This is a genomic window from Pseudomonas sp. IT-P258 (assembly GCF_949767825.1).
GTDB classification, from domain to species: domain Bacteria; phylum Pseudomonadota; class Gammaproteobacteria; order Pseudomonadales; family Pseudomonadaceae; genus Aquipseudomonas; species Aquipseudomonas monachiensis.
In genome coordinates this window covers 23,545-38,120 of record NZ_CATKPU010000043.1, presented here as the reverse complement: position 1 = coordinate 38,120, position 14,576 = coordinate 23,545, and the positions used below count along the sequence as shown (strand labels likewise).

Genomic DNA, 14,576 nt, shown 5'->3' with positions numbered 1-14,576 from the left:
TCAGGACCTGGGCAACACTTCGGCTTCGCCAAGCCAGGTCAACAGTCGATCAAGGCAGGCCTCGATCGTTTGTACTCCGGTGTCGAGTACCAGCGCCGCATCAACCGGCGCCTGATACGGTGCGGACACCCCGGTAAACCCCATCAATTCGCCGCGCCTGGCGCGAGCATAGTGACCTTTTGGATCACGTTGCTCGCACACCGCCAGGGTCGCACTGCACCAGACTTCGCGATAATCGTCACCGAGCCGCCGGGCGAACACATCGCGCAGCTCCACCAGGGGCGCGATCATCGCCAGGATCACGATTTGTCCGTTCTCCACCAGCAACGCCGCCAGTTCGCTGGCGCGACGGATGTTTTCCTGACGATCGCTGTCGCTGAAGCCAAGGTCTTGGTTGAGCCCTACCCGCAACCCGTCACCATCGAGCACCACGCTCTGCAGCCCGCGTGCAAACAACTCGGCGTGCAGCGCTTGCGCGAGGGTCGATTTGCCCGCCGCCGGAAGACCGGTCAGCAGGATCGCCGCGCCGCGATGGCCGTTGCGTTGCTCGCGCCGGGCACGGCTGATGCTGGCGGTCGGGGGCTTCACATCAACGCGCTGGGGCATGGGCCACCGGAACCGTGATATCACCCGCCGCCCAAGCCGCTTCGCGGTTGGCCAGGGCCGTGGCGATGGACTGGACTTGCGTCGATTGCACCTGATCCGGCAGCGGATCGAGGCCGGCGCTGGCGAAAATTTGCCCGTAGGCGTTGCGCAGGTCGGCGTAGGACAGGTCACGACGCAGATCGGCCTGCAAGGTGTTGAGTTCGCCCTGGATCAGATCCAGCTCACCGATGCCGTCCGCCTGGTGACGATTGCGCAACTGACCGACGATTTGCCCGTCGATGTCCGACAATTGCTGATTGGTCTTGAACTGGCGCAACGCCTCGCGGTAATTGGCATTGGCCACATACAGCTGCGCCAGCACCGCAATCGACATCGCCTGACGGCGCGCGGTGGCGACTTCTTCACCAGCCTTGGCCACGTTGATCGCCGCGGGAGCCGAGATCACGTTAAACAGGTTCCAGGTGACTTTGACGCCGTAATCGGCCCAGCCTTGCTCCACCAGGAACGAGTTGCTGTCGTAATGTCCGCCGGCGGAGAACTCCAGGCCCGGCAGCAGGCGCAACATGGCTTTGCGGGTCTCGGCAGCGCTGATGCGGGCCTGATAATCCTGTTCGCGCAGTTCCGGGCGGCTGGTCAGGGCTTCCTGTTCGAGAGTGGCCAGATCGATCTTGAGCTCGGGAATCTCATAACCGTTATCGGTCGCCAGGGTCAGCTCGGTGCCCATCGGCAGGTTGATCAGGGTCGCCAGTTCGGTCTTCGCCAGAGACAAGGCACGGCGCTGCTCCTCCAGTTGGCGTGTCGCTTCGATCAGCGAACGCTGATAACCGAGGGCCTGCACCGGATCGCCAATGCGTTGCTGGCTCATGCTCTGGCTGTCGTTGCGCGCGGTTTCAACCCGCGCCATCAGGCTGTCGATCTGCGTGAGCAGGCGTTCGGCGGCCATCGCCCGCCAATACGCCGAGCGCACGTCCTGGACGATGGTGTTGATCACCTTGCGCCGACGTTCCTGAACGATCAGGCGCTGGTCGCCCTGCTGCTTGGCGCTGATGTAACTGACACCAAAATCGAGCACGTTCCAGACCATCGTCAGGTCCGCTACATCACGGTCGCGGTCCTGGGAGGTCGAAGGTTCCAGGGACTGTGTGCCGGTGCGCACACTCTGGCTGCTGGAGGCGTTGACGTTGTTGCGGCCCACGTATCCGGCGTCCAGCGCCATGCGCGGCAGCATGTCGAAACTGGCGAGGTCGAGCTGACGCTTGGCCAGGGCCTCCTCCATGATTTTCAACCGGCCTTCAAGGTTGTACTTCACCGCACGGGCCATGGCCTGGTGCAGGGTCAACGGGCCGGCAAGGGGCTCCTGCCCCTTGTACATGCTTTGCAGGTCACTTTTGGCCCGCTGCTCACTGACACTGCGTTCGATCGGCTCACTGGTGACAGCGCATCCGCTGATCGCCAGTGCCAGCAGACTGGCTCCAAACAACTTATGACTTCTATTCATCCTTGCATCGCCCCTGGGTGCCGCATCAAAAGTGAAAGTTCTCATCAGGCCTGCATTTCGCCGATGCCGGCCAGTTTCAAAGCGGCGGCCAGGTTGGCGACCTGCTGCTGCTCGTTGTCCTTGAGTTGTTGCAATTGCTGGCCCAGGGTCGGTGCGCCAAATACCCCGCGCAGCCCTTGGGAAACATCGCCGGACTTGATCGACTGACTGCCGAAGGCGTTCAACGAATCGCGCTCGCTGCTGCTGTCCTGATTGAACAGGCTCGACAGCGTGCTGGTGCTGAACACACCGCCGTCACCGCCACCGAAACCGAGGAAACCATGCCCCGAGCCATCGCCACCGCCGTCAGTGCTGCTGAAAACCTGCGCGATGAAACTCGGGGTCAATGCGCCGTGGTTCATGAAAATATCGCCCAACGGCCGGATACCGTTGCCGATCACCCGTTGTTCGAACAATGGCTGGAAGGTCAATGGTGAAGTGAGGTTGCCCGTCGGAGGCGTGAAAATGCTCGGTTGCAGCGGCACGTTGGGCACATCGGGCAGCGTCACCGGGGTGCTGCTTTGGAACTCGGGGTCTACCGTTACGACGACAACCGATGAGGTCGGCACCGTGTTGATGACAAAATTGTCGGACTGGCTCACGCCGCTGCCACTGTTGCCGGCCATGTCGCTGATACCGGCGCGGTTGATGCTGATCGCGTTGCTGGCGATATTGACGTTGGCGGTCGGTGTCAGCATTGCGGTCCAGGTCTTGCCGCCGTCGCTGCTACCCAGGTCGAACAAGGTGCCGTTGGCAATACTGATGTCGGACAAATCAAAACCGCTGACCGCTTCGCTGAAGGTGATGGTCACCTGCGAGGTCTGGCCCACGCCCAGGTTCGGATTGGCGATCACCACGGTGGCGGTTGGCAGTTCGCTGTCGAGGGTGTAATTGTTCGACACCGCCACCGTGTTGCCAGTGTTGCCCACCAGATCCGTGACGTTGCGGGTGTCCAGGGCGATGAAGTTGCTTGGGTCGGTGACATTGGCCGTCGGCGTGAACGTCGCCGTCCAGGTCTTGCCGCCATCGCTGCTGCCGAGGTTGCTCAGGTCGCCATTGGTCACGCTCAAGTCGGACAGGTCGAAGTTGCTGACGGCCTCGCTGAAGGTGAAGGTCACCGTAGTGGTCTGGCCGATACCGAGGTTCGGGTTGGCAACCACGATACTCACCGTCGGCCGGGTCGCATCGAGCGCGTAGTTGTTGGAGATGGCGATACTGGCGCCGAAGTTGCCGACATTGTCCTGCACGCGACCGGTGTCGAGCACGATCAGGTTGGTTGCGTCGCTGACATTGGCGGTCGGCGTCAGGGTCGCGGTCCAGGTCACGCCGCCATCGCTGCTGCTCAGGTTCGACAACACGCCGTTGGCAACGCTGATGTCAGATACGTCGAAACCGCTCACCGCTTCACTGAAAGTGATGGTCACGGTGGTGGTTTCACCGATGCCGAGTTGCGTGTCGGCTACCACTATGGTCGCCGTCGGCAGCACGGTATCAATGGTGAAGCTGGCCGAGTTGCTGATGCCGGTTCCGGCATTGCCCGCGAGGTCGGACACCCCGGCGTTGCTCAAGCTGATCAGGTTGGTCGTGTCCTTCACGTTGGCGGTTGGCGTGAAGGTCGCGGTCCAGGTCACACCGCCGTCGCTGCTGCTCACGGCGCTCAATGTACCGTTGGGGATGGACAGGTCCGCGTTGGTGAAGCCGCTCACTGCCTCGGAGAACGTGATGGTTACCAAGGTCGATTCACCGGCCGCCAGCGTACCGTCGGCGACCACGATGGTCGCGGTCGGGCCTTGGGTGTCAATGGTGTAGGTATTGGAGTTGACCGTACCGCTGCCGGCATTGCCGGCCACATCCTGCACACCCGCCATATTCAGCGCGATGGTGTTGCTGGTGTCAGTGATATCGGCCGTCGGGGTAAGGGTGGCGGTCCAGGTGATCCCGCCGTCGCTGGAACTGACATTGCTCAGGATGCCGTTTGCGATGGTCAAGTCACTGTTGTCGAAACTGCTCACCGCTTCGCTGAAGGTGATGGTCACCAATGAGGTTTCGCCGGTACTCAGCGCCGTGTCGGCAACCACGATGGTCGCGGTGGGCAGTGCGGTGTCGATGGCAAAACTGTTCGAGTCGGTGGTGCCCGACCCCGCGTTGCCCGAACCATTGGCCACGCCGCTATTGTCGAGCGTGATCAGGTTGCTGGCATCGGTAACGTCCGAGGTTGGCGTAAAGGTCGCCGTCCAGGTGATGCCGCCGTCGATGCTGCTGACGTTGCTCAATGTACCGTTGGCGAGGGTCAGGTCGGCGTTGCTGAAACCGTTGACGGCCTCGCTGAAGGTGATGGTCACCAGGCTCGTTTCGCCGGCCTTGAGCGCCGTATCGACGATCACGATGCTGGCGGTTGGCACGCTGGTTTGCACCAGGTAATTCGCCGAGTTGGTCACCCCGTTCCCGGCGTTGCCTGCCGCGTCGGTGACACCGGTGTTGTCCAGAGTGATGAGGTTGCTGGTATCGGTAATGCTGGCGGTCGGCGTGAACGTCGCGGTCCAGGTAACGCCACCGTCGCTGCTGCTCAACCCGCTCAGGGTGCCGTTGGCGACGCTCAGATCTGAACTGTCCAGACCACTGACTGCTTCGTTGAAGCTGATGGTCACCAGGGTCGTTTCGCCGGGACGCAGGTCGGTGTCGGCCATGACAATGGTCGCGGTCGGGCGTTGGCTGTCGATCGCGTAGTTGTTCGAGTCCGTGGTCCCGCTGCCGGCGTTGCCCGCCGCATCCTGAACACCGCTGTTATCGAGCCGAATGAGGTTGCTGGTGTCGGCGATACCCGTCAACGGTGTCAGGGTAGCCGTCCAGGTAATGCCTCCGTCGCTGCTGCTCACCGCACTCAAGGTGCCATTGTCGATGGTCAGGTCGGCATTGGTGAAACCGCTCACCGCCTCGGAGAAGGTGATGGTCACCAGCGTGGTTTCGCCGACACTCAGGGCATTGTCAGCGACCACTATGGTGGCGGTCGGGCGCTGGGTGTCGATGGCGTAGTTGTTGGAGTCGGTGGTGCCGCTGCCCGCATTGCCCGAGGCGTTCTGCACGCCGCTGTTGTCCAGGATGATCAGGTTGGTGGCGTCGGTGATGTTGGCGGTCGGCGTGAAGGTTGCCGTCCAGGTGACGCCGCCATCGCTGCTGCTCACCGCGCTCAGGGCGCCGTTGGCGATGGTCAGGTCGGCGTTGCTGAAACCGCTCACTGCTTCGCTGAAAGTGATGGTCACCAGCGAGGACTCGCCGACGTTCAGGGCATTGTCGGCAACCACGATGGTGGCGGTCGGTAACACGGTGTCGATGGTGAAGTTGGCGGAGTTGCTCGTACCGCTGCCGGCGTTGCCTGCGAGGTCCGCGACTGCGCTGTTGTCCAGGATGATCAGGTTGGTCGTGTCGTTGACCGCGACGTTCGGCGTGAACGTCGCCGTCCAGGTGATGCCGCCGTCGCTGCTGCTGACCGCACTCAACGTACCATTGGGAACACTCAGATCGGCGTTGGTGAAACCGCTCACTGCCTCACTGAAGGTGATAGTCACCTGGGTCGTTTCACCGGCAATCAGGGTTGAATCGGCCATGACAATGGTCGCGGTCGGGCGTTGGCTGTCGACCGCGTAATTGTTCGAGTCCGTGGTTCCGCTGCCGACGTTGCCCGCCCCGTCGATCACACCGCTATTGTCCAGGGTGATCAGGTTGCTGGTGTCGGTGACGCCAACCGTCGGAGTAAATGTCGCGGTATATGTGATGTTATCGCTGGTGCTGAGATTGCTCAGAGTACCGTTGCTCACCGTCAGGTCGGCCAGGGAAAAGCCGGTTACCGCCTCGGAGAAGGTGATAGTCACCACCGAGGTTTCGCCCACCGCCAGCGCCGTGTCCGCGACCACGATGGTCGCCGTCGGGCGCACGGTGTCGATGGCGTAGTTGTTGGAATCGGTGGTGCCGCTGCCCGCGTTACCCGAGATGTTCTGCACGCCGCTGTTGTCCAGGGTGATCAGGTTGTTTGCGTTGGTGATGTCGGCGGTCGGCGTGAAGGTTGCCGTCCAGGTGATGCCGCCATCACTGCTGCTCACTGCGCTCAGGGTGCCGTTGGCGATACTCAGGTCGGCGTTGCTGAAACCGCTCACGGCCTCGGAAAAGGTGATGGTCACCAGCGTGGTTTCGCCGACACTCAGGGCGTTATCGGCGACTACGATGGTGGCGGTCGGCAACACGGTGTCGATGGTGAAGTTGGCGGAATTGGTCGTACCGGTGCCGGCGTTGCCCGCCAGGTCGCTGACCCCGGCATTGTCCAGGGTGATCAGGTTGGTCGTGTCGTTGACATCGACGGTTGGCGTGAACGTCGCCGTCCAGGTGATGCCGCCGTCGCTGCTGCTCACCGCACTCAACGTGCCGTTGGGAACACTCAGATCCACGCTGCTGAAACCGCTCACCGCCTCGGAGAAGGTGATGGTCACCAGCGAGGTTTCACCCGCGCTCAGCGTCGTATCGGCCAGCACGATCGTGGCGGTCGGGCGCAGCGTGTCGATGGCATAGTTGTTGGAGTCGGTGGTGCCGCTGCCAGCGTTGCCCGCCAGATCGCTGACCCCGGTGTTGTTCAGGGTGATCAGGTTGGTGGTGTCGTTGATGCTCGAGGACGGCGTGAAGGTTGCCGTCCAGGTGATACCGCCGTCACTGCTGCTGACGTTGCTCAATGTGCCGTTGGCGACGGTCAGGTCTGCGTTGGTGAAACCGCTCACCGCTTCACTGAAGGTGATCGTCACCAGGGAGGTTTCACCGATGGCCAGCGTATCGTCGACCACGACGATGTTCGCCGTCGGGCGCACGGTGTCGATGGCGTAGTTGTTGGAATCGGTAGTGCCGCTGCCCGCGTTGCCCGAGCCGTTTTGCACACCGCTGTTATCCAGAGTGATGACGTTGCTGGTGTCGGTGATGGCATTGGTCGGGGTGAATGTCGCGGTCCAGGTGATACCGCCATCGCTGCTGCTGACGATACTCAAGGTGCCATTGGCGATGCTCAGGTCGGCATTGGAGAAACCGCTGACGGCTTCGCTGAACGTGATGGTCACCAACGACGTTTCACCGAGTAGCAGCTCGGTGTCGGCCACCGCGATGGTGGCGGTCGGCAGCACGGTATCAATCGTGTAGTTGCCGGAGTTGGTGGTGCCGCTGCCTGTATTGCCGGCCACATCGGTCACGCCGGTATTGGCCAGGGTGATGACATTGCTCGAATCATTCACGCCGACGGTTGGGGTGAAGGTCGCGGTCCAGGTGATGCCGCCATCACTGCTGCTGACCGCGCTCAAAGTGCCGTTGGCGATGATCAGGTCGGCGTTGGTAAAACCGGTCACGGCCTCGGAGAAGGTGATGGTCACCAGTGACGTTTCGCCCGCCGCCAGCGCCGTATCGGCCAGCACGATCGTGGCGGTCGGGCGAACCGTGTCGATGGCATAGTTGTTGGAATCGGTGGTGCCGCTGCCGGCGTTGCCCGCCAGGTCGCTGACCCCGGTGTTGTCCAGGGTGATCAGGTTGGTCGTGTCGCTGATGCTTGCCGAAGGCGTGAAGGTTGCGGTCCAGGTGATGCCGCCGTCGCTGCTGCTGACTGCGGTCAGCGTGCCGTTTGTGATCGTCAGGTCCGCGTTGGTGAAACCGCTGACCGCTTCACTGAAGGTGATCGTCACCAGCGAGGTTTCGCCGATTCTCAGCGCCGTGTCCGCGACCACAATGGTGGCCGTCGGGCGCACGGTATCGATGGCGTAGTTGTTGGAGTCGGTGGTACCGCTGCCCACGTTACCGCTGGCGGCAGCCTGCACACCGGTATTGTCCAATGTGATCAGGTTGGTCGTATCGGTGATGCTGGCAGTCGGAGTGAAGGTGGCGGTCCAGGTGATACCGCCGTCGCTGCTGCTCACCGAGGTCAACGTGCCGTTGGCGATGGTCAGGTCGGCGTTGGTGAAACCGCTCACGGCCTGGTTGAAGGTGATGGTCACCAGCGACGTTTCACCAATTCTCAGCGCGGTGTCGGACACCACAATCGTCGCGGTCGGCGGGGCAGTATCGATGGCGTAGTTGCCCGAGGAACTGATCCCGCTGCCGGTGTTGCCCGCCAGATCCGCCACGCCGGTGTTGGCCAGGCTGATGACGTTGGTCGCGCTGATGATACCTGCTGTCGGGGTAAACGTGGCGGTCCAGGTGATGCCGCCGTCGCTGCTGCTCACCGAGGTCAACGTGCCATTGGCGACGCTCAGGTCGGCGTTGGTGAAACCGGTCACCGCCTCGGAGAAGGTGATGGTCACCAGCGAGGTTTCGCCCGCTGTCAGTGTTGTATCGGCCAGCACAATGGTGGCGGTCGGGCGCACGGTGTCGATGGCGTAGTTGTTGGAATCGGTGGTGCCGCTGCCGGCGTTGCCCGACAGGTCGCTGACCCCGGTGTTGTCCAGGGTAATCAGGTTGGTCGTGTCGTTGATGCTCGCCGAAGGCGTGAAGGTGGCGGTCCAGGTGATGCCGCCGTTGCTGCTGCTCACCGCAGTCAACGTGCCGTTGGTGATGGTCAGATCCGCGTTGGTGAAACCGCTGACCGCTTCACTGAAGGTAATCGTCACCAGCGAGGTTTCACCGATTCTCAGCGCCGTGTCCGCGACCACAATGGTCGCCGTCGGCCGCACGGTATCGATGGCGTAGTTGTTGGAGTCGGTAGTGCCGCTGCCGGCGTTGCCCGCCAGATCAGCCACGCCGGTGTTGTCCAGGGTGATCAGGTTGGTCGTATCCGTGATGCTCGCCGACGGCGTGAAGGTCGCCGTCCAGGTGATGCCGCCGTCGCTGCTGCTCACCGAGGTCAAGGTGCCGTTGGTAATGGTCAGGTCGGCGTTGGTGAAACCGCTCACCGCCTCGGAGAAGGTGATGGTCACCAGTGAAGTTTCGCCGATTCTCAACGCAGTGTCCGCCACCACGATGGTCGCGGTTGGTCGGAGTGTATCGATGGCATAGTTGTTGGAATCGGTGGTGCCGCTGCCGGCGTTGCCCGAGAGGTCGCTGACCCCGGTGTTGTTCAGGGTGATCAGGTTGGTGGTGTCATTGATGCTCGCGTTCGGGGTGAACGTGGCGGTCCAGGTGATGCCGCCGTCGCTGCTGCTCACCGAAGTCAAGGTGCCGTTGGCAATCGTCAGGTCGGCGTTGGTGAAACCGCTGACCGCTTCGGAGAAGGTGATCGTTACCAGAGAGGTTTCGCCGATTCTCAGCGCCGTGTCCGTTACCACGATGGTGGCCGTTGGCCGCACGGTATCGATGGCGTAATTGTTCGAGTCGGTAGTGCCGCTGCCGGCGTTGCCCGACAGGTCGCTGACCCCGGTGTTGTCCAGAGTGATCACATTCGTGGTGTCAGTGATGCTGGCGGTCGGAGTGAAAGTCGCTGTCCAGGTGATGCCGCCATTGCTGCTGCTCACTGCGGTCAAGGTGCCGTTGGCAATCGTCAGGTCGGCGTTGGTGAAACCGCTGACCGCTTCGTTGAAGGTGATGGTCACCAGCGAGGTTTCGCCAACCTTGAGGGCGGTGTCGGTGAACACAATGCTGGCGGTTGGCCGCGCCGTATCGACCACGTAGTTATTGGAGTTGGTGGTACCGACGCCGGCGGTGCCCAGACCGTTGATCACCCCGGTGTTGTCCAGGGTAATGACGTTGCTCGTATCGGAAAGACTGGCGGTCGGCGTGAACGTTGCCGTCCAGGTGATGCCGCCATCGCCGCTGCTTACGGCCGTCAACGTGCCGTTGGCGATGGTCAGGTCCGCATTGGTGAAACCGGTCACAGCCTCGGAGAAGGTGATCGTCACCAAGGACGTTTCGCCGATGCTCAGTGTGGTGTCAGCGACCACAATGGTCGCGGTCGGCGGCGGCGAATACGCGGTGTCGAGTGTGCCGCCGTCGTTGTAGATAGTCGCGACAGCGGTTGGTGAGGTACCAGTTGTACCCCCGCCCAGCGCAGCGCCACCGGAACCGCTGCCCGCGGCATTACCGGCCAGGGCTGCAAAGTTGGCTGCGGTGATCAGCAGCGTCCCTTTGTTCCAGATCGCACCGACGCCCCTGCCGCCCACGCCGCCATCGGCGGGATTGGAGCTGGCTACACCACCACCGCCACCGCCACCACCGCCACCGCCGGCGCCAATGTTGTTGCTAATGGTCGACGTGCCGACGATGGTCATGGTGCCGCTGCTGGCGTTGTAGATTCCGCCTACCGCGTTGCCGCCAGTGCCACCCACCTTGTCCGTACCGGCGCCACCGCCACCGCCGCCAATGGAAATCGTGCCATTGGTGGCCGTCGCTCCGTTACCGCCGTTGCTGTAGTCGGCCACGCCAATACCACCCGCGCCGCCGGTTGAAGTACCGCCACGACCGCCCATGGTGGCATAACCACCGCCGTAACCACCGGCGCCACCGCCGCCCGCCTTGCCGTCGTAAATGCCGATGCCCAGCCCTACCGAACCGCCGCCGCCGCCGCCCTGGCCGCCCAAACCGCCGCCACCGCCACCGCCACCGCCATAATAAGAGCTCGTTACACCGCCACCACCGCCGCCACCGGAAGCGCCGTTGGAAGTCACGGTTACGTTTTTCAGGGTAAGAATACCGGCGTTGAAAATGCCACCGGCCATCGCGCCCGAGGCACCGTAGCCACCGTTGCCGCCCGTGCCCGACACCAGGCCCCTGGTGATCACCAGGCCATCGAGTGTCACGGTACTGCCAGATGCCACTTCAATCACTCGGGTCCTGTACTGACCATCGAGAATCACGTCAGCCGCGCCATCGTTGTTCAAGTCGCCATCAACGGTGATGTTCTTGTTGATCAGCAGTTCGGACGTCAGCTGCACCGTCATGCTGCTGTTAAAGGTGACTAGGTCACCGTTCTGCGCCGAGGCGATGGCGGCACGCAGCGAGCCGACGCCCGTATTGGCGTTGTTGGTGGCGGTCCAGGTGGCCAGGCCCCATTGGTAATCACTCATGGCTTGTGTCGACAGCACGTTGGCGCTTTCGATGTTGCCGGTGACGATTTCCAGATCCCAGTCGCCGCCCACACCGGTGCGGTTGCTCGAAGCCGCTACATCGCGGCCGGTCATTTGCGCCAGCGAATCGACAAAGCTCAAGCCACGCTCGCCTTCGGCGGTGTAGCAGCCGTAGATCAGGATGTCGCCGCCAGCGTTGATGTCCTTGCCGATTTGCGCCAGCACCGCGCCGCGGGCGGCGACGTTGTCGGCCGACAGATAGCTGTCGCCCAGCCACAGGTCGCCGGCGTTGCCGTGGGCGATGATCTGCACCGAGCTGACGCCCTGATGCTGATCGAGGTAGTCGGCGATCTGTTGCAGTCCATCCTTGCCCGCGTCCAGCTTCACGACCTGGGTCCCGGGGGCGACGCCCTGGAGCAGGCTGTCGGCTTCTTTCACCCGGGAGTCAACGAACACCACGCTCTGCCCCGGCACCGCAATGGGGCTGGCGGCCGGTGTGGCATCGGCCTGGCCGTGGGTGTCCTTGCTGGCCGTCGGGTGATCGGCGGTCGGTGCCTTGGCGGCATCTGCTGTGGAATGGCTATCGGCCTGGGCCGCGGTATCGGCCACCGTGGCGGCGACAGCGCCGTCGAACAGCATGCGCGGTTCAAGGGACATGATCATGGGCGCCGCTGGCGGCCGTTGGCCTTCGGTTGCCCGTGACTTTGCCTTTGCCCCGTCAAAAATGGTCCACCACATGCTGCTCACCCGAATTCGAACGAATATACGTAAGGCATCAATGAAAAACGCCGCGATCAAATGTTCGCGGCGTCGGACTTCATACGAATGACATTGGCGGCGCTGGCAGAGCCATCGAGCCAAAAGGACAAGTCTGAGTATTGCTTGAACAGATCCGGCGGCAGGATGGTGCGCCGGGCCTGGACGGCAACCTTGGGCCTGACCTTGTGCAGGCCGTTCACCCCGAGGGCTTGATCGAATTCCGGGGCGTCGTATGCCAGGTTTTCGAAGTCGTGCTCGAACCAGGGTTCGTCGACAAAGTCGTAGACCAGCCGCAGCACCCGCTCCGGAGCCTGGGTCAACAAGTCATAGTCGATGATCAGCAAGGAGTCGGCATGTTCGCCGTAATAGGCTTCCTTGAGCGCCGCCCAGGCAAATCCCACCAGCCGATTACGCTGGGCCAGGGTTTCGCAACGGCTATAGACGGTGTTGCGCTCGACGGCATCGCCGAAGAGCTTGGTGTTTTCATAGGGATTGGCGCGGTAAAGCCGCTCGATGCTGTCCATGATCCAGGCAACGTTGCGCACACAGGCAATCACCTTGGCCCTGGGAAACAGATCGTTGATGGCCGGCAGCCGGGCGCTCCAAAGACGGTTGGTGTCGAACACCACCGATTTGTCGGCCTTGTCGGCGTAGAAGGAGTCAAACAGGCCGCGCAACAGGCGGCGGCGCATGTCGGTGTCGATCACCGCGCCGAACTCGCTGCCAGCGCTGCACTGCTCCAGAACACCGGAAAACAGGGAACCCACCGGGCTGGTCATTCCGGCATGGAAACGCGGGTTCTGCAACAGGATTGCAGAAAGCAGGGTCGAGCCCGAGCGCGGCAAACCGGAAATGAAATGAAAATGGTGCAAGTCCCTTCACCGTTTTGATAGTCCTTTGTAGGACAAAGCGTAGTCGATCGATAACGCCTCGACTAGTGGTGTTTTGATATCAATTTGAAGCTAAACCGACCTGATACCGAGCTTTGCGCAACCAGTGAAGGACTTTAACGACGACAACCCTGGGGAAGCGTCCATCGGACAAAACAACCTCGCCACGACACCCACAATCTACGTCTACGCTGTGACGTGGCGTGACCGAGCCACGCAAAGAAAAGGAGTCGACACCCCCAGGTGCCTGGCAGCCGCGTGGCGCGCCAACCACCAACCTGAAGGATGAGGATTCATGGAAGTATTTATCGGCACTATCCAGCCTTTCGCCTTTGATTTCGCCCCCCAGAACTGGGCCCTTTGCAATGGCCAGACGTTGAGCATTGCGCAATGGAGTGCATTGTTCTCGCTGATTGGCGTGAACTACGGCGGCGACGGCCAGACCACCTTCATGCTACCCAACCTGCAAGGCCGCTTACCCATGGCCCAGGGCACCGGTACCAATCTCAGCCCGCGCACCATTGGCGAGATTTCCGGTACCGAAAACGTCACCGCGACCATCGGCAACATGCCCAACCACACCCACCTGTTGTCCGGACTGACCGCCACCACTACCCTGCAACTGGCCAATCCCTCGAGCAATCCCGTAAACGCGCCAACGGCAACCAACTCCTTCATCGGCGCTTCGAGCGGCGGACCGGGGACGGCGAATATCTACTCCGATCAACAAGGAGCGTCGGCGGTGGCACTCAAGGGCGTAAGCACCACCGTCACCGGAGAGATTGCCTCCACGGGCGGAGCCCAGCCCATGAGCGTGATGAACCCGTTCCTGGTCATCAACTTCAGCATCGCCCTGCAAGGGTATTTTCCATCGCGCGGCTGAAGATTCGCCGGGGGCCGCACGCGCCCCGGCACTGTTCATTTTTCGGAGCCTGATCATGTTGCAAGCGGTTCAAAGCCATCATTTCCAGGCCCTGCTGGGCCAGACCGTCGCCCTACGCCTGCCCGACGGCAGTGAATTGCCGATGCAGATCGAACACCTTGAAGACTCACCCGGCGCCCGCATGCGCAACAGTGAGCGCATGCCATTCAGTGTCGAGCTCAACAGCCTGGTCCCGACCGATTTTGTGGACGGTCTATGCATGCTGCAATTGCCGGAATTGGGCGAAGTGGAAAACATTTTCGTTTCCCGGGTGCCTTCGATGGGACGTGATCCGCAGCGAGGCTACTTCTACATCGCCTTCAACTGACCCTTTCTGGCTCGCTGTGCCTTCAGCCTTGCGGATACCACACCAGCCGTTGTGCCGCGACGTTGTATTCCTGCACTGCAAAGCCCAGCGCCAGGTAATGCGCAAGTGCATGGGGATTGCTGGCCCAGACCACCGCCGCCACCGGGCAACGAATCTGTTGGGCGGCTTTCTGCACCCCCTGCAATACCGCCCGCCCATACCCCTGCCCCCGCGCCGCCGGGATGAAGGCCAGATACAGCACGCGAATCTCGTTCGGCCCGAAATCAGTGCTCAATGCGCCGATCGCAGTACCAAGCTTCTCAACCACGTAATGCATGGCATTGGGGAAGTTTTCACCCAGTCCTTGCTCCTGCACCTGGAACTGCTGGGCCACAACCTGCTCGACCACCTCCACACTGTCGTCGATCCATTGCAGGTCCGGTCGGGCCGATTGATACAGGCGCTGCAAAAAAGGCCCATCACTGGCTAGCGAAGGCCGTACCACCAAACCTTCGGCTGCCACAGCACTGCTGTTCGCCAT

General features: G+C 62.0%; 7 protein-coding genes. 2 read left to right on the top strand and 5 right to left on the bottom strand.

The features are described from left to right. From cysC to ACM6G4_RS16030, 4 genes are all read right to left on the bottom strand, one after another. Positions 1-606, bottom strand: a complete 606-nt coding sequence (gene cysC / locus ACM6G4_RS16045) for an adenylyl-sulfate kinase (protein WP_056726991.1) — start codon at positions 604-606, stop codon at positions 1-3. Beyond that, positions 590-2,104: a TolC family protein gene (locus ACM6G4_RS16040; protein WP_409079069.1), complete on the bottom strand. Its 1,515-nt coding sequence runs from the start codon at positions 2,102-2,104 to the stop codon at positions 590-592. Before ACM6G4_RS16040 ends, cysC begins: the two co-directional genes overlap by 17 nt. Positions 2,105-2,148: 44 nt before the next feature. After that, on the bottom strand, positions 2,149-11,820 hold the full coding sequence (locus tag ACM6G4_RS16035) for an Ig-like domain-containing protein (RefSeq protein ID WP_414914086.1): 9,672 nt from the start codon (positions 11,818-11,820) through the stop codon (positions 2,149-2,151). 131 nt (positions 11,821-11,951) lie between these two features. After that, positions 11,952-12,788, bottom strand: a complete 837-nt coding sequence (locus ACM6G4_RS16030) for a sulfotransferase family protein (RefSeq protein ID WP_056726993.1) — start codon at positions 12,786-12,788, stop codon at positions 11,952-11,954. A 313-nt stretch (positions 12,789-13,101) separates the two neighbouring features. Between ACM6G4_RS16030 and ACM6G4_RS16025 the strand changes: the two genes are divergently transcribed. Beyond that, a complete protein-coding gene (locus tag ACM6G4_RS16025) occupies positions 13,102-13,689 on the top strand; it encodes a phage tail protein (protein ID WP_056726994.1) in 588 nt (195 codons plus the stop codon). Positions 13,690-13,744: 55 nt separating this feature from the next. After that, positions 13,745-14,056: a DUF6916 family protein gene (locus ACM6G4_RS16020; RefSeq protein ID WP_056726995.1), complete on the top strand. Its 312-nt coding sequence runs from the start codon at positions 13,745-13,747 to the stop codon at positions 14,054-14,056. A gap of 22 nt (positions 14,057-14,078) precedes the next feature. On the opposite strand, the gene ACM6G4_RS16015 is transcribed toward ACM6G4_RS16020, so the two are convergent. Continuing rightward, positions 14,079-14,576 (bottom strand): GNAT family N-acetyltransferase, encoded by a 498-nt coding sequence (locus ACM6G4_RS16015; protein ID WP_414914085.1) that lies wholly within the window; start codon positions 14,574-14,576, stop codon positions 14,079-14,081.